Here is a 17,989-nt window from a genome sequence, read left to right on the forward strand (position 1 = left end):
ATATGCGGCTCCGCCGCGATGGGGGTCCCCCCGCTCGAGCGAAGCCGAGAGTGGGGGAGCGACCAGCCCCCACCCACCCGCAGCCGAAGGACGACCCAAGGCTCCCTAACTCTTCCGGTGGCCGATAAGCCGCGGCTTCTGCTCCATGCCGTCCAACCCGTGCCACGCCAGGTTCACCAGATGCGCAGCCACCTCCGCCTTCTTCGGCCGGCGGACGTCGAGCCACCACTGCCCGGTGAGGGCGACCATGCCGACCAGGGCCTGGGCGTACAGCGGCGCGAGCTTGGGGTCGAAACCCCGGCTCTTGAACTCGCGGCCCAGGATGTCCTCCACCTGGGTGGCGATGTCGGAGATCAGGGACGCGAAGGAACCCGTCGACTGGGGGATGGGGGAGTCGCGGACCAGGATGCGGAAACCGTCCGTGTACTCCTCGATGAAGTCGAGGAGCGCGAAGGCGGCCTGCTCCAGCAGCTCGCGGGGGTGGCCAGCCGTCAGGGAGCTGGTCACCATGTCCAGCAGGCGGCTCATCTCGCGGTCCACCACCACCGCGTACAGGCCCTCCTTGCCGCCGAAGTGCTCGTACACCACCGGCTTGGACACCCCGGCCTTCGCCGCGATCTCCTCCACCGACGTGGCCTCGAAGCCCTTCGCGGCGAAGAGGGCGCGGCCGACCTCCAGCAGCTGCGCTCGGCGCTCGGCGCCCGTCATCCGGGTGCGGCGCGTACGCCGCGGCTTCTCGTTGCTCGGGGTACTGCTGGAGTCGGTCGCCACGGCGTCAATCATGCCGCCTCGGCGGGTGCCTTCCGGTGCCGGGAGGCGCCCTCATCGGTGTTCCGCCGGGAATCGATACGTGAGCGTGACGGCCAGCGCACGTCGTACGCCCAGCCGAGCTGCTCGAACCACCGGATGAGACGGGCCGAGGAGTCCAGCTGGCCGCGTTCGACGCCGTGCCGCGCGGACGTGGGGTCGGCGTGGTGGAGGTTGTGCCACGACTCACCGCACGACAGCACGGCCAGCCACCACACGTTGCCCGAGCGGTCGCGGGACTTGAACGGGCGTTTGCCGACCGCGTGGCAGATCGAGTTGATCGACCAGGTGACATGGTGCAGCAGCGCCACCCGGACGAGCGAGCCCCAGAAGAACGCCGTGAACGCGCCCCACCAGGACATCGTCACCAGACCGCCGATCAGGGGAGGCAGGGCCAGGGAGAGCACCGTCCACAGGACGAACTGGCGGGAGATCGCCCGGAGCGTCGGATCCTTGATCAGATCCGGCGCGTACTTGTCCTGCGGGGTCTGCTCCTCGTCGAACATCCAGCCGATGTGTGCCCACCACAGGCCCTTCATCAGGGCCGGGAGGGTCTCGCCGAACCGCCACGGGGAGTGCGGGTCACCTTCCGCGTCGGAGAACTTGTGATGCTTGCGATGGTCGGCCACCCAGCGGACCAGCGGGCCCTCGACGGCCATCGACCCGGCGATCGCCAGCGCGATCTTCAGCGGACGCCTGGCCTTGAACGAACCATGGGTGAAGTGCCGGTGGAAGCCGATCGTGATGCCGTGGCAGCCCAGGTAGTAGAAGAACACGAGCAGGCCGAGATCCAGCCAGCTCACCCCCCAGCCCCAGGCCAGCGGGACCGCCGCGATCAGCGCGAGGAACGGGACGATGATGAACAGGAGCAGCGCGAGCTGCTCGACGGAACGCTTCTGCTCGCCGCCCAGCGTCGCCGAGACGGTGGCGGCGCCGGTCGCTTCGGAGCCCCGGGAATCGGTCGGCTTCGGGGCGTCGTCGATCACATCGGAACTTGGGGTCATGGGGCGTCCCCTGTGGGTTCGAGGGTGGAGAGAGGGGGGAAGTGCCTACGGCGACATCGTGCGGGACGTACCTGACGGCATCCCCTACGGTTCCGTAACCTACGGCATCGTAAGTATGTCAGCGCGCTGCACGGCGGCAAGAGAGCCAACCCCCGTCCGGCCGAGTCACCGGAGCGTCCGGCGAAGTCACCGGACCCGGACCGGGCGGCCCACCTGGCACTCCGTGCCGCCAAGTGGACACCTAACGGCCTGTGCGTGCCACCGGCCACCTATCCTGGACTCGGTCGGACAGCGCGGTCCGCTCTGAATCCTGCCCGGATGCCAGGCCCACCACGCGGGCCGAACCGCCGGGCACCACCCGTGCCCCGCCCGGGTTCCCCTCCCAGCCGAGCTTCAACACTGCAAGGAGCCGCACCTGTGAGCAGTGCCGACGACCAGAGCACAACGGTCAGCAGCGAGCTGCGCGCCGACATCCGGCGCCTGGGCGACCTGCTCGGCGAGACCCTCGTACGCCAAGAGGGCCCCGAACTCCTGGAGCTGGTCGAGCGTGTCCGCCGCCTGACCCGCGAGGACGGCGAGGCCGCCGCCGACCTGCTGCGCGGCACCGAACTGGAGACCGCCGCCAAGCTCGTACGAGCCTTCTCCACCTACTTCCACCTCGCCAACGTCACCGAACAGGTCCACCGCGGCCGCGAGCTCCGCGCCCGCCGCGCCGCCGAGGGCGGCCTCCTCGCCCGTACGGCCGACCGCCTCAAGGACGCCGACCCCGAACACCTGCGTGAAACCGTCAAGAACCTCAACGTCCGCCCGGTCTTCACCGCCCATCCCACCGAAGCCGCACGCCGGTCGGTACTCAACAAGCTCCGGCGCATCGCCGCGCTCCTCGAAACCCCCGTCATCGAATCCGACCGCCGTCGCTACGACATCCGACTGGCCGAGAACATCGACCTCGTCTGGCAGACGGACGAGCTCCGCGTCGTACGTCCGGAGCCCGCCGACGAGGCCCGCAACGCCATCTACTACCTCGACGAACTGCACGCCGGCGCCGTCGGCGACGTCCTGGAGGACCTCACCGCCGAACTGGAGCGGGTCGGGGTGACCCTCCCCGACGCCACCCGCCCCCTCACCTTCGGCACCTGGATCGGCGGCGACCGCGACGGCAACCCCAACGTCACCCCCCAGGTGACCTGGGACGTCCTCATCCTCCAGCACGAACACGGCATCAACGACGCCCTCGAACTGATCGACGAACTACGCGGCTTCCTGTCCAACTCGATCCGCTACACGGGCGCCACGGAAGAGCTGCTGACCTCCCTCCAGGCCGACCTGGAAGCCCTTCCCGAGATCAGCCCCAGGTATAAGCGGTTGAACGCCGAGGAGCCCTACCGCCTCAAGGCCACCTGCATCCGGCAGAAGCTGGAGAACACCAAGGAGCGCCTGGCCAAGGGCATCCCGCACGAGCCCGGACGGGACTACCTGGGCACGTCCGAGCTGATCGGTGATCTGACGCTGATCCAGACCTCGCTGCGCGAACACCGCGGCGGCCTCTTCGCCGACGGCCGCATGAACCGTACGATCCGCACCCTCGCCGCCTTCGGCCTCCAGCTCGCCACCATGGACGTCCGCGAACACGCCGACGCCCACCACCACGCCCTCGGCCAGCTCTTCGACCGCCTCGGCGAGGAGTCCTGGCGCTACGAGGACATGCCCCGCGAGTACCGCCACAAGCTCCTCGCCAAGGAACTCAGGTCCCGCAGGCCCCTCGCCCCCACCCCGGCCCCGCTGGACGCCGCCGGCGCCAAGACCCTCGGCGTCTTCGAGACCGTCAAGAAGGCCCTCGCCGTCTTCGGACCCGAGGTCATCGAGTCGTACATCATTTCGATGTGCCAGGGTGCGGACGACGTCTTCGCCGCCACGGTTCTGGCGCGCGAGGCGGGCCTCATCGACCTGCACGCCGGCTGGGCCAAGATCGGCATCGTCCCGCTGCTGGAGACGACGGACGAGCTCAAGGCCGCCGACACGATCCTGGAGGAGATGCTCGCCGACCCGTCGTACCGGCGGCTCGTCGCCCTCCGCGGTGACGTCCAGGAGGTCATGCTCGGCTACTCCGACTCGTCGAAGTTCGGCGGCATCACGACAAGCCAGTGGGAGATCCACCGGGCACAGCGGCGCCTGCGTGACGTGGCGCATCGGTACGGGGTGCGGCTGCGGCTGTTCCACGGCCGGGGCGGCACCGTCGGCCGTGGCGGCGGTCCGTCCCACGACGCGATCCTCGCGCAGCCGTGGGGCACGCTGGAGGGCGAGATCAAGGTGACCGAGCAGGGCGAGGTCATCTCCGACAAGTACCTCGTGCCCTCGCTGGCCAGGGAGAACCTGGAGCTGACGGTGGCGGCGACGTTGCAGGCTTCTGCCCTGCACACCGCTCCCCGCCAGTCCGTCGAGGCGCTCGCCCGCTGGGACGCGGCCATGGACCTGGTGAGCGACGCCGCCGAGGCCGCCTACCGCCGCCTCGTCGAGGACCCCGACCTCCCCGCGTACTTCTTCGCCTCCACCCCCGTCGACCAGCTCGCCGACCTCCACCTCGGATCGCGGCCCTCGCGCCGCCCCGACTCCGGCGCCGGACTCGACGGCCTGCGCGCCATCCCGTGGGTCTTCGGCTGGACCCAGTCACGGCAGATCGTGCCCGGCTGGTACGGCGTCGGCTCCGGCCTGAAGGCACTGCGCGAAGCCGGCCTCGACACCGTGCTCGACGAGATGCACGAACAGTGGCACTTCTTCCGCAACTTCCTCTCCAACGTCGAGATGACGCTCGCCAAGACCGACCTCCGGATCGCCGAGCACTACGTCGACACCCTCGTCCCCGACCACCTCAAGCACGTCTTCGCCACCATCAAGGCCGAACACGAGCTGACCGTCCGCGAGGTCCTGCGCATCACCGGCGAGGACAAGCTGCTCGACGTCAACCCCGTCCTCCAGCAGACCTTCTCCATCCGCGACGCCTACCTCGACCCCATCTCCTACCTCCAGGTCACCCTCCTCAAGCGCCAGCGCGACGCCGCGGCCGCCGGCGACACCCCCGACCCGCTCCTCGCCCGAGCCCTCCTCCTCACGGTCAATGGCGTCGCGGCGGGCCTCCGCAACACCGGCTGACCCCACACAGAAGCGGTGCCCCCATGGTCGTACGACCATGGGGGCACCGTTGTATCCGAAGAAGAGGCAGGGCTCAGAGGGCCACCCAAGCCGCCGTGATCAGCGCGATCCCCGCGCCGCCCAGCACCCACGCCGAACGCGTCATCCGCAGCCCGCCCGCCACCACCACCGAGGCGAGCAGCAGCGCACCGCCGAGCGGCACCCAGGCGTGCAACAGACCCGCCGGCCCCGTCCGCACGACCTCACCACTGCCCGGCTTCACGACGACCGTGTACGTCTTGCCCGTCTCCACCGCCACGGTCTGCTCGATGTCGACCCGCTTCCGCGCCGTCGACCCCACCGACACCGGCTCGTACGGCCCCCAGCAGGACTCCTCGCCACACCGCGAGACAGTCATCGTCCCCTGCTCACGCCCCTTGCTCAGCATCACGTGCTGGGCGCAGTCCCAGGAACCCCACACCCCCGCGATCAGGATCACCACGGCCACGGCACCCATCGCCACGAGCCGCCCGTACCGCAACGCGGACGCCGCGCCGCCGTCCTTGCGCGACGCACGGGCGCGTCGCGAACGCGGAGAGGTCTCGGTGGTCGTCGCAGGCATGGCGGGGATCATTGGCCATGGAACTGCGGTCGGTCAACCGTCGCAGGCCAGCACGGGCGGCCGCCCGAAAACAGGACTTATCCGGATCGACAAGGATCGGCTCAGGAGTTGTACGTCCCCTGCGCCCGCTCCAGGCCATCGATGACCAGACACTCCACCGCGTCCGCCGCCCGGTCCACGAAGTAGTCCAACTCCTTGCGCTCCGCGGAGGAGAAGTCCTTCAACACGAAGTCCGCCACCTGCATACGACCTGGCGGCCGACCGATCCCGAACCGCACCCGGTGATAGTCCGACCCCATCGCCTTCGTCATCGACTTCAGCCCGTTGTGACCGTTGTCACCACCGCCCAGCTTCAACCGCAACGTCCCGTAGTCGATGTCCAACTCGTCATGGATCGCCACGATGTTCGCCACCGGAACCTTGTAGAAGTCCCGCAACGCGGTCACCGGACCACCCGACAGATTCATGAACGACATCGGCTTCACGAGAACCACCCGCCGGTTCCCCGGCCCCGGCGGACCGATCCGCCCCTCCACCACTTGCGCCTGAGCCTTCCCGGCCCGCTTGAACCTCCCCCCGATCCGCTCGGCCAACAGATCAGCCACCATGAACCCCACGTTGTGCCGGTTCGCCGCGTACTCGGGCCCGGGATTGCCGAGGCCGGCGATGAGCCAGGGCGCACTCGGATCGGTCGTCACGTGCATGTCTCCTTGATACGCGCCAGCCGCTGCCCCCTGAAGGGAACAGCGGCTGACGAACCGATGACAGAGCTGAGGATCAGGCCTCGGCGGCCGCTTCGCCCTCCGCGGACTCCTCCGACGGCTCCTCCGCCTGGGCGGACAGGACCTGGAGGACGACGGCGTCGCCGTCGACGGCCAGCGTGGTGCCCTTCGGCAGGGTGATGTCCTTGGCGAGGACGGACGCACCGGCCTCCAGACCTTCGACGGACACCGTGACGGACTCCGGGATGTGCGTGGCCTCGGCCTCGACCGGCAGCGCGTTCAGCACGTGCTCCAGCAGGTTGCCACCCGCCGCCAGCTCACCCTCGGTGTGCACGGGGATCTCGACGTTGACCTTCTCGCCCTTCTTCACGAGCAGCAGGTCGACGTGCTCCAGGAAACCCTTGATCGGGTCACGCTGCACGGACTTCGGGATCGCCAGCTGGGTGGCCTTGCCGTCGATGTCCAGCGAGATCAGGACGTTCGGCGTACGCAGGGCAAGAAGAAGGTCGTGACCCGGCAGCGTCAGGTGCACCGGGTCCGCACCGTGACCGTACAGAACACCGGGAACCTTGGCGTCACGACGGATACGACGGGCCGCACCCTTACCGAACTCGGTACGCGTCGACGCGGCGAGCTTCACCTCGGACATGATCACTCCTCGTAGAAAACTAGGGGGACAAGGTCACCCGGCCACACGAACGGCCTGCTACGAAGAGCGCGTCGATAACGGACCACCGCATCCGTCAGAAAACGGAGTACGGCCTCCCTCGCCGAGCAACTTCAGCAGTCTACTCGGAGGGGGAGGCCGTACCCAAAACGATCTCTAACGCTCGCTCTACTGCTCGTCGAACAGGCTCGTCACCGAACCGTCCTCGAACACCTCACGCACCGCATTCGCGATCGTCGGCGCGATCGAGAGAACCGTGATCTTGTCCAGATCCAGCTCACCCGGGGTCGGGAGGGAGTTGGTGAACACGAACTCGCTGACCTTCGAGTTCTTCAGACGGTCGGCGGCCGGGCCGGACAGCACACCGTGCGTCGCCGTCACGATGACGTCCTCCGCACCGTGCGCGAACAGCGCGTCGGCGGCGGCACAGATCGTCCCACCCGTGTCGACCATGTCGTCCACGAGGACACAGATACGACCCTTCACCTCACCCACGACCTCGTGCACGGTGACCTGGTTCGCCACATCCTTGTCACGCCGCTTGTGCACGATCGCCAGCGGCGCGCCGAGCCGGTCGCACCAACGGTCCGCCACCCGCACCCGACCCGCGTCCGGAGACACCACCGTCAGCTTGCTCCGGTCCACCTTCTCACCCACGTAGTCCGCCAGCAGCGGCAGCGCGAACAGGTGGTCCACCGGACCGTCGAAGAAGCCCTGGATCTGATCCGTGTGCAGATCCACGGCCAGAATCCGGTCCGCACCCGCCGTCTTCATCAGATCCGCGATCAGACGCGCCGAAATCGGTTCACGCCCACGGTGCTTCTTGTCCTGCCGCGCGTAACCGTAGAACGGCACGATCACGGTGATGGAACGAGCCGACGCACGCTTCAACGCGTCGATCATGATCAACTGCTCCATGACCCACTGGTTGATCGGCGCCGTGTGGCTCTGAATCACAAAGCAGTCCGCACCACGAGCCGACTCCTCGTAACGGACGTAGATCTCCCCGTTCGCGAAGTCGAAGGCCTTCGTCGGGACAACCCCGACACCCAACTGCTGGGCGACCTCCTGGGCAAGCTCGGGGTGGGCGCGGCCGGAGAAGAACATCATCTTCTTCTCGCCGGTCGTCTTGATCCCGGTCACAGCACTGTCTCCTCAGAGGTTTCTCAGCCGGGCGTACGGCAGCCGCTCAGCTGGGGTGCGGGTGTGCATTTATCACGGTACGCCGTCCCAGACGCACCTGTTTCCGGTCAGCTTTCGCTCTCCGCCTCCCGAGAAGCCACCTCGGCCGCCTTCGCCGCCGCGCTCCCCGGACGCTTACGAGCCACCCAACCCTCGATATTCCGCTGCTGGCCACGGGCCACGGCCAACGAACCGGGCGGCACATCCTTCGTGATCACGGACCCCGCCGCGCTGTACGCGCCGTCCCCGACCGTGACAGGCGCCACAAACATGTTGTCGCTGCCGGTCTTGCAGTGCGACCCCACGGTGGTGTGATGCTTCTGCTCACCGTCGTAGTTCACGAACACGCTCGCCGCACCGATGTTCGTGTACTCACCGATCGTCGCGTCACCGACGTAGGACAGGTGCGGCACCTTCGTCCCCTCGCCGATGTTCGCGTTCTTGGTCTCCACGTATGTACCGATCTTGGACTTCAGCCCGAGACGGGTACCGGGACGGAGGTACGCGTACGGCCCCACGGTCGCCTGCGGCCCGACCTCGGCACCGTCCGCGACCGTGTTGTCCACCCGCGCACCGGCCCCGACCCTCGTGTCCTTCAACCGGGAGTTCGGACCGACCTCCGCGCCCTCACCGAGGTGCGTGGCGCCGAGGAGCTGGGTGGCGGGATGGACGACCGCGTCCTGCTCGAAGGTGACGGTCACATCCACCCAGGTGGTGGCCGGGTCGACGACGGTCACACCGGCCAGCATGGCCTCGGTCAGGAGCCGGTCATTGAGGATGCGACGGGCTTCCGCCAGCTGCACGCGGTTGTTGATACCGGCGATCTCACGGTGGTCGCCGGCCACCGAGGCACCGACCCGATGCCCGGCCTCCCTGAGGATCCCGAGGACGTCCGTCAGGTACTCCTCACCCTGGGAGTTGTCCGTCCTGACCTTCCCGAGCGCGTCCGCCAGCAGCTGACCGTCGAACGCGAACACCCCCGAGTTGATCTCACGGATCGCGCGCTGCGACTCGGAGGCGTCCTTGTGCTCGACGATGGCGGTCACGGCACCGGAGGCGCCGTCGCGCACGATACGGCCGTAGCCAGTGGCGTCCGGGACCTCGGCGGTCAGCACGGTGACCGCGTTGCCGTCGGCGGCGTGGGTGGCGGCGAGGGCCTGGAGGGTGGCGCCGGTGAGGAGCGGGGTGTCGCCGCAGACGACCACGACCGTTCCGTCGACGGTGCCGCCCAGCTCTTCGAGGGCCATGCGCACGGCGTGCCCGGTGCCGTTCTGCTCCGCCTGGACCGCCGTACGGACGCCCGGGTCGATCTCGTTCAGATGCGCGGCGACCTTCTCGCGGGCGTGCCCCACGACCACGACGAGGTTCTCCGGGTCCAACTCGCGTGCGGCGGCGAGTACGTGGCCGACCAGCGAACGGCCACAAATGCTGTGCAGAACCTTCGGTGTGGCCGACTTCATACGGGTGCCCTCACCCGCTGCGAGTACGACGACGGCTGCCGGGCGGGTTGCGCTCACGGGGATGCCCTTCGGCTGTGGATGGGTGGGGTGTGGACATCCGCAGGATACCGGGGCGTTGTGAGGGGGAAATGTGAGCGGGTCCTGACCCGTCTGGCTTGGGTCAGGACCCGAACTGAGTAGAGCTCCCCCGCCAGGACTCGAACCCGGACAGATGGCACCAAAAGCCACAGTGCTGCCAATTACACCACGGGGGAATAACTCGACCAAACCAGACATTTAGTCCGGCCGTCGAGAGGCGCCTCCTACTATGCCGTACCAGGCGCCTTCCATGCGACGGTATAGATCGGCGCTCTTGAGTACGTAGATGATCAGACAGCCGCGATATGCCTCCGAGGTGTTCTTGCGGTTTGTCTTCGGGTTGTGCTTCTTGAGGGTGGCCTTCTGGAATGCGGCGCGGTCGACGCCGACCAGTCCGGCCCAGAACTCTTCAGCGCCTGCCACGTCGGCCGACTCGTGGATGCTCACCCGAAAGCGCAGGCGCTCGCGCTCTACGCCAACTACGTCAAGCCAGCGCAGGAAGAAGCGGATGACGTTCGGGTCGCTGTTGATGAAATGCAGCCTCTCGCGGCGGCTGTACGACTTGTCCTTGGCGCCTTCGGCCCAGTAGAGGGTCACCCCCGCCAGGAACACCTCTCGCTCGGTCAGGTCGCCGACTGCTTGCTGGGCGGCGGACTTCGCGTGCTGGCGCTCCTCCTCGCGGCGCTGCAGAGTGGCCTCCCAGCCCCTCCTCGCGATGGCTGAGGCTTCCTCGGGGGAACGCTTCCGTTCCGGCTTCGGCAGGTCCCGTACCCAGAGCGAGATCGAGCTCTTCGAGCAGCCCAGCTCTACCTGGATCTGGTCGTACGTCCAGCCCTGGAGGCGTAGCTCTCGTGCCCTGTGCCGCAGGTCGTCCTTGGCGTTCGGGCGCTTGGTCCACTCCGGTGGGGGCTCCCCTTCCAGGAGGCGGTTGAGGATGTCGTTGTTGTCGACGTGGAGCCGGTCGCGGATCTGGCGGCGGCTGAGGCCTGATCGGCGGAGGGCGACCGCCTGGTCGCGGAGGCCCTCGAAGTCGGCGTACTTGCCGTATGCGTGTGCCATGGGCATACCGTCCGGGCGGAATGGGGGGTTCCGGGGTCGAACGGTGGGCGATTCAACAGTTCGAGGGATACCGGGTGGTTTCGCTTCTGTTCGAATGCGGGGTGTGGTGTAGGCCAGTACGGGAAACTCGCCGGAAAAGCGGGGGCGCACGAACGTAGGCTTGGGCTATGACCACGACGGGGGAAGACCGCACCGGGGCCGAGGCGGGGGAGAGGGCCGGGCCGTGGTGGTGGGAGCGGTGGCGGGGGGCGCTGCTGGACGGCGGGTTGGCGCTGGTGTCGGCGGTCGAGTGCGCGGTGCAGGGGGAGCGGTTCGCGGGCGAGGCCGGGTTGCCGGTGGGTGTGGGGGTCGTGTTCGGGGCCGTCGCCGGGTCGGTGTTGTTGGTGCGGCGGATGTGGCCCGTCGCCGTCGTTCTGGTCTTCGTCGCTGTCGCGCCTGCTCAGATGGGGTATCTGATGGGGCTCGTCGGGTTGTACACGCTGGCGGCGTCGGAGGCGCCGCGGCGGATCATCGGGGCGCTCTCGGGGATGGCGTTCGTCGGTGTGTTCATCGTGTGGTTCGTGCAGGCGACGCAGAGCAAGGTGAGTGGGGACGCGGGGGTCGGTGGGGAGTGGTTCGCGCCGTTCGTGTCGTTGACGCTGGCCATAGGACTGACCGCGCCGCCGGTGTTGCTCGGGTTGTACGTGGGGGCGCGGCGGCGGTTGATGGAGAGTCTGCGGGAGCGGGCGGACTCGCTGGAGCGGGAGCTTCAGTTGCTCGCGGAGCGGGCGGAGGAGCGGGCGGAGTGGGCTCGAGGGGAGGAGCGGACCCGTATAGCGCGGGAGATGCATGACGTGGTCGCGCATCGGGTGAGCCTGATGGTTGTGCATGCCGCCGCGTTGCAGGCGGTGGCGCGGAAGGATCCGGAGAAGGCGGTGAAGAACGCGGCGCTTGTGGGGGACATGGGGCGGCAGGCGTTGACCGAGTTGCGGGAGATGCTCGGGGTGTTGCGGTCGGGGGAGGGGTTGTCGTCGGTGGTGCGGGCGGAGCCGGCGGGGGTGCCGTTGGCGGCGGTGGGGGCTGCTGCCGCTGCTGCGGCTTCGCGGGCGGAGGAGGAGTCGGGGGAGGGGCCTTGTCTGGCGGAGTTGGAGGAGTTGGTGGGGCAGTCGGCGGCTGCGGGGATGGTCGTCGAGTTGTCGGTGGAGGGGGAGGTGCGGGCGTATGCGGCTGATGTGGAGCAGACGGCGTACCGGGTGGTGCAGGAGGCGTTGACGAACGTGCACAAGCATGCGGCGGGGGCGAAGACGCATGTGCGGTTGGCGCATCGGGCGGCGGAGATCGCGATGCAGGTGGAGAACGGTCCGCCGCCGGAGCCGGGGGCGGCGGGGGCCGCGCGGTTGCCGAGCGGGGGGAACGGGTTGCTCGGTATGAAGGAGCGGGTGGCCGGGCTGGGTGGTGTGTTTGTGTCGGGGCCGACGGAGGCTGGGGGGTTTCGGGTGTCGGCGGTGATTCCGGCGGCGTAGCTCCGCTGTAGCCAAGGTTCGCGCGGCTTGTACGGCGCCCGGCGGCTGGTGCTGGGCGGGGGTGGGTTTCGCTTACCGGCGCTTGCCGGGTGCCGCTGGGCCCACCCTCCCCCACTCTCGACTTCGCTCAAGCGGGAGGGACCCCCATGAGCGGGAGGTACCCCCATCGCCCCAGCGGCACGATTGCCCGCGGCTGCGTATGCGTATGGGCGTGCTCAGCCCGCTGTCAGCCGTACCGGGGCGTTGCCCGCGAGGAGGGTGGTGAGGGCGGCGTCGATGTGGGGGCCGAGGTACCAGTCGCCGGTGTGGTCGAGGGCGTAGGCGCGGCCGCTCGTGTCGATGGCGAGGAGGGCTCGGGTGGCCGTTTCGTGGCCGAGGGGGCAGACCTCGGTGTCGAGGGCGCGGCCGAGGTCGCCGAGGGTGCGGGCCATGTGGAGGCCGTGGAGGGGGTCGAGGTGGAGGTTGACGGGGGCGAGTTGGCGGCCGGGGCCCTGTGAGGTGAGGTGGAGGCCGCCGAATTCGGCCCAGGCCTCGACGGCCGCCGGGAAGACGGCGTGGCGGTGGCCTGCGGGCGAGGTGTGCTCGCGCAGGGTGTCGGCCCAGAATTCGGCCTGCTTTATGTCCCAGCGTCCGGGCTGCCAGCCGGCGGCGCGCAGGGCGGCGTCGACGGGTACGGAGAAGCGCGTGGTCGAGGTGCGGTCGGTGTGCATCTGCCCTTTGTTCGTCGGGGGGTTCGTCGGTGGTGGGGACATCGGCCTACCAGGTGATCCTGTGTGTCCGGGGTGGGTTTCGTGATTTCCGGGGTGTTCCTCCAGAGATGGCGCTTGGGGCTGTTCGGTTGCCCGGTGGGGGCTCGGTGGGGGATTGCCCGTCAGTTCTGCTGCGTCGGGTCCACGATGCGGACGCCGAAGTGGGAGCTGAGGGCGGTGCAGGCGCGGCAGGGGGTGGCGAAGCCGCCGTGGAGGGGGTCGCCGTCCTCGCGGATGTGGCGGGTGGTGAGTTTGGCCTGCTTGAGGACCTTGCGGGCCTCGCCGTTGGTCATGGGTCTGCGGGCGGCGCGCTTGCTGCGTCCGGCGTCGGCGGTGGTGATGTGCCGGGAGATGAGGATGGCCTCGGCGCAGCGGCCGGTGAAGCGGTCGCGTTGTGCGGTGGCGAGGGAGTCGAGGAACTCCTGGACGAGGGGGTGCAGGGGCGGTGGGTGGTCGCCGCGGGCGGCGGTGCCGGTGAGGGTTTCGCCGCGTACGGAGAGGGCGGCGGCGACGGTGGGCAGGATGCCGTCGCGGCGGTGGAGGAGGGTGGGGGCATGCGGTTGTTCCGCGGTGCTCCAGCCGATACGGGGATCGCCCGAAGGTCCCGCCTGCGTCGTGCTCATGATCGTCATCCCCTCCTGTTGCATCCCCCGTCAGCGGACACAGAGTGCCAAACGGTGTGGCGGGTGCGGAAGCTGGGGCTGTGCGACACGCCCGGGCTTCGGCACACGGTGAGGGTGATGTGACGGCTGGTCACGGAAGCGGAGGCCCGGTGACCGGTGTCGCCGTACCGCATAGGCTGTCGACAACCGCGATCCGTGCGGTTCCCGCGATCGAGGGCAGATCGAGAGCCGGTCGGGTGCGGGGGCAGGGCGGATCGGGGTGTGGGAACGGGGCGTGTACGAGGTCGTACACGGGCCTTTCCACAGCCAGTCACATAGAGACAGCAGTCAGACCGCCAGAACAGGTCACACAGAACGCCGCAGGGGGCTACCGCCATGACGACAGGTCGGCTCGGGCAGCAAGCCGCGCCGCCGAACGCGGCCTACGCCGGGCAGGTCGTGCAGTTTCCGGACCCGGTCCGGGCCGCGCGTCATCCGAGGGGTGTCCGTGTTGACGCGCACGGCTATCCGGACTTCTCGCCCTATGCGCGTGCCGCGGCGGAGATCGCCGATCCTCCGGAGGGGTTCGGGGTGGACGAGCTGCGGTTGACGGACTACGTGTCCGCGAACGCGGCGCTGGCGGCGACCGGGCACGAGTTGTGGGACACGATCCCGGCGGTGGCGACGCCGCACGGGTGGACGTGGCATCACGTGGCGGGCGGTCGGCGGCTGGAGCTGGTGCCGGTCGAGGTGAAGGCGCTGCTGCGGCATCACGGTGGGATCGCGACGGCGCGCGTGGACCAGAACAAGCGGGGCACGCGGCCGTTGCAGGAGACCCGGCCGGCGCATTTCGGGTTGCCGAAGACGTCGGCGGTGGCGGTGACCGAGTCGCAGGTGCAAGGGGTTGAGGAGGATCTCGGGTACCGGCTGCCGGGCGCGTACCGGTCGTTCCTGAAGGCGGCCGGCGGTTGCGCTCCGGTGGGGGCGGCGCTGGACGCGGAGTTGGGGCTGCTGGTCGATCAGCCGTTCTTCACGGTGCGCGACGAGGCGGCCGTCAACGACCTGGTGTACGTCAACAAGTGCCTCCGCGACCATCTCACCAAGGACTATCTGGCGGTCGCGTTCGCGCAGGGCGGGCTGCTCGCGGTGAAGGTGAAGGGCGACCGGATCGGGTCGGTGTGGTTCTGCGCGTACGACGACGCCCGTGATGTCGATCCGTCGTGGCCTCCGGCCGAGCGGGTGGAGCGGTTGCTGGTCCCCGCCGGTGAGGACTTCGACACGTTTCTGTCCCGGCTGGCGGGCAATCCGCCGGAGTTGGAGACGGTGGCGAACCTGATGGTGGACGGTGGCTTCGCACGTGCCGTGCCGGTTGCCGCGGGCGCCGCGACGTCTTCGGTGGGGGAGTGAGTTTTCGATGGTGACGTTCGCTCAGGCGCAGGAGCGCGCCGAGGAGTGGATCAACGGGGAGCTGCCCGCGTACCAGCATCGTGAGGTGCGGGTGCGGGAGTTCGAACTCGGGTTCGTGGTGTGGGCGGAGGACCGTGCGGACGGTCCGCGCTCCGACGGCGGCGCGCAGCGGCTGGTCATCGCCCGGGACAGCGGGGAGGCCACGCTGTGGCCTGCGCTGCCGGTGGGTGAGGTGATCCGCCGTTACGAGGAGGAGTACGGCCGTACGGAGGCACCTCCGGAGGCCGCGCCTCCGGCGCCTCCGGCGCGGGTGGATCTGAACCAGACGTCGTTCCTGCTGACGCCGCCGGAGTGGTTGCAGGACGCGGCGGACAAGCTGGGGATTCCGGATCGCCGGTCGGGGTCGGGGTCCGGGTCGGGGTCGGGGGCGGGTGCGTCCGATGGCGCCGGGGCCCGTCCGGCCGCGGCCGCTGCCGCGGATTCCTTGGGTGGCCCGGGTGGCCCGGGTGCCAATGGGGTGTCCGGGGGTGCCGGGGCGATGCACGAGACAATGCCGGGTCCGGGTCCGGCGACCCCGCCCGGACCCATGACGCCCGGTACACCCGGTGCGCCCGGTGCGCCCGGTACGCCCGTCACTCCGGCCGACGCGACGCCGTGGCCGGCCGCCGCGGCGGCGGACGACGACGTGCGGGACGCGGTGCCGCCCAGGGACATCGGCGAGCCGCACGACGCGGTGCCGGGTGTGCCCGCCGGGGCGACTCCGTGGGCCGGTACGGACACCAACGCCGAGGCGGAGGACGACCGTTCGGTACCGCTGCCGCAGACGGTGTTCGCGCCGCCGCTGTCCGTGGACGAGGAGCGCGACACCCCGCCGCCGACCGCGGCGCCGGACGCCAAGACCGCGCTGATTTCCGGGGGCAGCCAGCTTCCGCGTACGACGGTGGCTCCCGCGGTGGGCGGTCCTGGCCCGGGTCCCGACCAGGGAGCGCCGGGCGGGCCTTCGCAGCAGCAGCCGCACGGGCCGGGCACTCCGCCGCCGGGTGCGCCTTCGTACGGGTACCCGCAGGGGCCCGGTGGGCCGCACGGGCAGCCGGGTACTCCGCCGCCGGGCGCGTCTTCGTACGGCTATCCGCAGGGTGCGGGTGGCCCGCAGGGGTCCGGTCCCGGTACGCCGCCGGGTCGTCCGCTCGCGCCCAACGCCGGTGACATCGCCGACGCCGCCACCAGCAAGGCGGCGCCGCCTCCGCGTCGGGGCGGCCGGAGCGGTGGTCCCGGTACGCCGCCGCCTCCGGCTCCGCCGGGTACTCCCGGTACGCCGGGCGCGCGTCCGGGCGGTACGCCCGCGCCGCAGTCCGGGCCCGGTGCTCCGGGGACCCCGGCGGGTGGTTACGTGCCTACGCAGCTGGTTTCGGCGCTCGGCCCGGACGGGCCGGAGGGCCTGGCCGGCGGGCCGGGTACGCCCGCTCCCGGTCAGCCCGGCGCTCCCGGTGTCCCGGGTGCTCCTGGTGCGCCGAATCCGCCCGGGGGTACGCCTGCGGGTGGTATGCACCATGCGGCGACCATGTTGGCCGGTCCCGCGGTGGGCGGCCCGGGCGCGCCGCTGCCGCCGGGGCCTCCTGGGGCTCCGGGTCAGCCGCCCGCTCCCCCCGGTCCTCCGGGCGCGCCGGGTGCTCCTGGCGCGCCGCATCGGCCCGGGGGTACGCCTGCGGGTGGTGTGCATCACGAGGCGACCATGTTGGCCGGTCCCGCGGTGGGCGGCCCGGGTGCGCCCGGCGCTCCTGGGCAGCCGGGGACACCGCCGGGTGCCCCCGGTCCCGTACACCACGCCGAGACGATGCTGGCCGGGCCTCCGGTCGGCGGCCCCGGCGCGCCCGGTGCCCCGCAGCCGCCCGGCCCGCCGGGGATGCCGCCGGGTGCTCCGCAGGGGATGCGGGGCCAGCCGCCGGTGGGGATGGGGGCGCCTCCCGCGTACGGCTACCCGCAGCCGCCCGCCGGTCAGCCGACCGTCGGCCCGGGCTACCAGGCCGTACTGCGCTATCGCGCGCCCGACGGCTCCGAGCAGCAGGTGATCCGGCGGTCCGCGCCGGGTACGCCGCACCCGGAGTGGCAGATCTTCCATGAGCTGCGCGGCATGAACATTCCGCCGGAGGCGGTTCTCGAACTGCACACGGAGCTGGAGTCGTGCGAGCTGCCGGGTGCGTACTGTGCGCGGATGATTCGCGAGCAGTGGCCGAACGCGCGCATCACGTCCATCGCCCCGTACGGCAAGGACCACGCGAGCCGGCAGCAGGGTATGGCTCAACTCCTCGCGCATCAGGGTGAGTTGCACCAGGTGGCGGACGGTCCGGCGCGGCCCGCGCCGGTGCGTGCGCCGTTGGTGCCGGTGCAGCCGGCGCCGCCGATTCCGCCGGAGGCGATCGGGCAGGAGCTGGCGGCGGTGTTCGGGCCGGGGGTGTTCCGGTTCGACCAGCAGGCGGTGTCGCGGCAGGGTGTTCCGCCGATCGTGGCGCACACGCTGGTCGTGGCTGGGCTGCCGGTGGACATGGGGCCGTTCTTCTGGGCGCAGGCCCAGCCGGGCCGTCCGGTGCCGACGCTGGCGGAGCTGGCGCAGGAGCGGGGTGTGCAGCCGGGGGCCGACGCGGGCTCGTACCTCGTCATGGGCAGCGACTTCGGCAAGGCGCTGTGTGTGCAGTACGGCACGGCGAACATCGTGGCCGTACCCGTGGAGGCGGGGCCGGGCGGTGCGCCCGTACCTCCGCAGTTCGTGAACACGGGCCTGCCCGAGTTCGCGCGCTGCCTGGCTCTGCTGGGCCGGATGTGGCGGCTTCGCTTCGGTCTGAACCAGGAGCAGGCGGGCCGCTGGACCGTCGATTTCCAGGCCCAGCTCGCCGCCCTAGACCCGGCGGCGCTGGCGTCGCCGGAGAGCTGGTGGTCGGTGCTGCTGGAGCAGATGTGGGACGGATTGCTGTGAGGCGCGGCCGTCGTCGCTGACGGTGGTG

General features: G+C 70.1%; 14 protein-coding genes and 1 tRNA gene. 4 read left to right on the forward strand and 11 right to left on the reverse strand.

From position 1 onward, the window contains the following. Window positions 1-105: 105 nt before the first annotated feature. Both F3T56_RS31065 and F3T56_RS31070 read right to left on the reverse strand, forming a co-directional pair. Window positions 106-783 carry a TetR/AcrR family transcriptional regulator gene (locus tag F3T56_RS31065; protein ID WP_149828672.1) on the reverse strand — a complete coding sequence of 226 codons (678 nt, stop codon included), beginning with the start codon at window positions 781-783 and terminating at the stop codon, window positions 106-108. After that, window positions 780-1,811 (reverse strand): acyl-CoA desaturase, encoded by a 1,032-nt coding sequence (locus F3T56_RS31070; protein WP_149828673.1) that lies wholly within the window; start codon window positions 1,809-1,811, stop codon window positions 780-782. The genes F3T56_RS31065 and F3T56_RS31070 overlap by 4 nt, the downstream gene beginning before the upstream one ends. 417 nt (window positions 1,812-2,228) lie before the next feature. Here F3T56_RS31070 and ppc point away from each other — a divergent pair, with 417 nt between their 5' ends. Further along, window positions 2,229-4,961, forward strand: a complete 2,733-nt coding sequence (gene ppc, locus F3T56_RS31075) for a phosphoenolpyruvate carboxylase (protein WP_149828674.1) — start codon at window positions 2,229-2,231, stop codon at window positions 4,959-4,961. 73 nt (window positions 4,962-5,034) lie between these two features. Here ppc and F3T56_RS31080 read toward each other — a convergent pair whose 3' ends face one another. The 7 genes from F3T56_RS31080 to F3T56_RS31110 all read right to left on the reverse strand — a co-directional run bounded on the left by F3T56_RS31080 (window position 5,035) and on the right by F3T56_RS31110 (window position 10,730). Further along, window positions 5,035-5,562 (reverse strand): hypothetical protein, encoded by a 528-nt coding sequence (locus F3T56_RS31080; RefSeq protein ID WP_425473668.1) that lies wholly within the window; start codon window positions 5,560-5,562, stop codon window positions 5,035-5,037. A gap of 101 nt (window positions 5,563-5,663) precedes the next feature. Then, on the reverse strand, window positions 5,664-6,266 hold the full coding sequence (gene pth / locus F3T56_RS31085; protein ID WP_149828676.1) for an aminoacyl-tRNA hydrolase: 603 nt from the start codon (window positions 6,264-6,266) through the stop codon (window positions 5,664-5,666). 73 nt (window positions 6,267-6,339) lie between these two features. Continuing rightward, window positions 6,340-6,933, reverse strand: a complete 594-nt coding sequence (locus F3T56_RS31090) for a 50S ribosomal protein L25/general stress protein Ctc (protein ID WP_149828677.1) — start codon at window positions 6,931-6,933, stop codon at window positions 6,340-6,342. A gap of 186 nt (window positions 6,934-7,119) precedes the next feature. Beyond that, window positions 7,120-8,094 (reverse strand): ribose-phosphate diphosphokinase, encoded by a 975-nt coding sequence (locus tag F3T56_RS31095; protein WP_149828678.1) that lies wholly within the window; start codon window positions 8,092-8,094, stop codon window positions 7,120-7,122. Between the two features lie 107 nt (window positions 8,095-8,201). Continuing rightward, the gene (gene glmU, locus F3T56_RS31100) at window positions 8,202-9,650 is read right to left on the reverse strand and encodes a bifunctional UDP-N-acetylglucosamine diphosphorylase/glucosamine-1-phosphate N-acetyltransferase GlmU (RefSeq protein ID WP_149828679.1); all 1,449 of its coding nucleotides are present in this window, start codon (window positions 9,648-9,650) and stop codon (window positions 8,202-8,204) included. 125 nt (window positions 9,651-9,775) lie between these two features. Continuing rightward, window positions 9,776-9,847, reverse strand: a tRNA-Gln gene (locus tag F3T56_RS31105). Window positions 9,848-9,869: 22 nt separating this feature from the next. Then, on the reverse strand, window positions 9,870-10,730 hold the full coding sequence (locus F3T56_RS31110; protein ID WP_149828680.1) for a hypothetical protein: 861 nt from the start codon (window positions 10,728-10,730) through the stop codon (window positions 9,870-9,872). Between the two features lie 167 nt (window positions 10,731-10,897). On the opposite strand from F3T56_RS31110, the gene F3T56_RS31115 reads away from it, so the two are divergent. After that, entirely contained in the window at window positions 10,898-12,232 is a 1,335-nt protein-coding gene (locus F3T56_RS31115) for a sensor histidine kinase (RefSeq protein WP_149828681.1), read from the forward strand. Between the two features lie 215 nt (window positions 12,233-12,447). On the opposite strand, the gene F3T56_RS31120 is transcribed toward F3T56_RS31115, so the two are convergent. Together F3T56_RS31120 and F3T56_RS31125 are read right to left on the reverse strand one after the other, a co-directional pair. Further along, window positions 12,448-12,942, reverse strand: coding sequence for an SUKH-3 domain-containing protein (locus F3T56_RS31120; protein WP_149828682.1), 495 nt, complete (start codon window positions 12,940-12,942; stop codon window positions 12,448-12,450). Between the two features lie 161 nt (window positions 12,943-13,103). Then, window positions 13,104-13,613 (reverse strand): YwqJ-related putative deaminase, encoded by a 510-nt coding sequence (locus tag F3T56_RS31125; protein ID WP_149828683.1) that lies wholly within the window; start codon window positions 13,611-13,613, stop codon window positions 13,104-13,106. Between the two features lie 366 nt (window positions 13,614-13,979). Between F3T56_RS31125 and F3T56_RS31130 the strand changes: the two genes are divergently transcribed. Next, window positions 13,980-14,990 carry an SMI1/KNR4 family protein gene (locus F3T56_RS31130; protein WP_149828684.1) on the forward strand — a complete coding sequence of 337 codons (1,011 nt, stop codon included), beginning with the start codon at window positions 13,980-13,982 and terminating at the stop codon, window positions 14,988-14,990. A gap of 7 nt (window positions 14,991-14,997) precedes the next feature. Beyond that, window positions 14,998-17,961, forward strand: coding sequence for an SUKH-4 family immunity protein (locus F3T56_RS31135; protein ID WP_149828685.1), 2,964 nt, complete (start codon window positions 14,998-15,000; stop codon window positions 17,959-17,961). Window positions 17,962-17,989 lie beyond the last annotated feature (28 nt).

This window comes from Streptomyces tailanensis (genome assembly GCF_008386495.1).
Taxonomy (GTDB): Bacteria; Actinomycetota; Actinomycetes; order Streptomycetales; family Streptomycetaceae; genus Streptomyces; species Streptomyces tailanensis.

What these genes read in the sequence shown, in the direction of transcription:
- F3T56_RS31065 (WP_149828672.1), bottom strand. Translation starts at nt 783, where the DNA reads ATGATTGACGCCGTGGCGACCGACTCCAGCAGTACCCCGAGCAACGAG.
- F3T56_RS31070 (WP_149828673.1), bottom strand. Translation starts at nt 1,811, where the DNA reads ATGACCCCAAGTTCCGATGTGATCGACGACGCCCCGAAGCCGACCGAT.
- F3T56_RS31080 (WP_425473668.1), bottom strand. Translation starts at nt 5,562, where the DNA reads ATGCCTGCGACGACCACCGAGACCTCTCCGCGTTCGCGACGCGCCCGT.
- pth (WP_149828676.1), bottom strand. Translation starts at nt 6,266, where the DNA reads ATGCACGTGACGACCGATCCGAGTGCGCCCTGGCTCATCGCCGGCCTC.
- F3T56_RS31090 (WP_149828677.1), bottom strand. Translation starts at nt 6,933, where the DNA reads ATGTCCGAGGTGAAGCTCGCCGCGTCGACGCGTACCGAGTTCGGTAAG.
- F3T56_RS31110 (WP_149828680.1), bottom strand. Translation starts at nt 10,730, where the DNA reads ATGGCACACGCATACGGCAAGTACGCCGACTTCGAGGGCCTCCGCGAC.
- F3T56_RS31115 (WP_149828681.1), top strand. Translation starts at nt 10,898, where the DNA reads ATGACCACGACGGGGGAAGACCGCACCGGGGCCGAGGCGGGGGAGAGG.
- F3T56_RS31120 (WP_149828682.1), bottom strand. Translation starts at nt 12,942, where the DNA reads ATGCACACCGACCGCACCTCGACCACGCGCTTCTCCGTACCCGTCGAC.
- F3T56_RS31125 (WP_149828683.1), bottom strand. Translation starts at nt 13,613, where the DNA reads ATGACGATCATGAGCACGACGCAGGCGGGACCTTCGGGCGATCCCCGT.
- F3T56_RS31130 (WP_149828684.1), top strand. Translation starts at nt 13,980, where the DNA reads ATGACGACAGGTCGGCTCGGGCAGCAAGCCGCGCCGCCGAACGCGGCC.
- F3T56_RS31135 (WP_149828685.1), top strand. Translation starts at nt 14,998, where the DNA reads ATGGTGACGTTCGCTCAGGCGCAGGAGCGCGCCGAGGAGTGGATCAAC.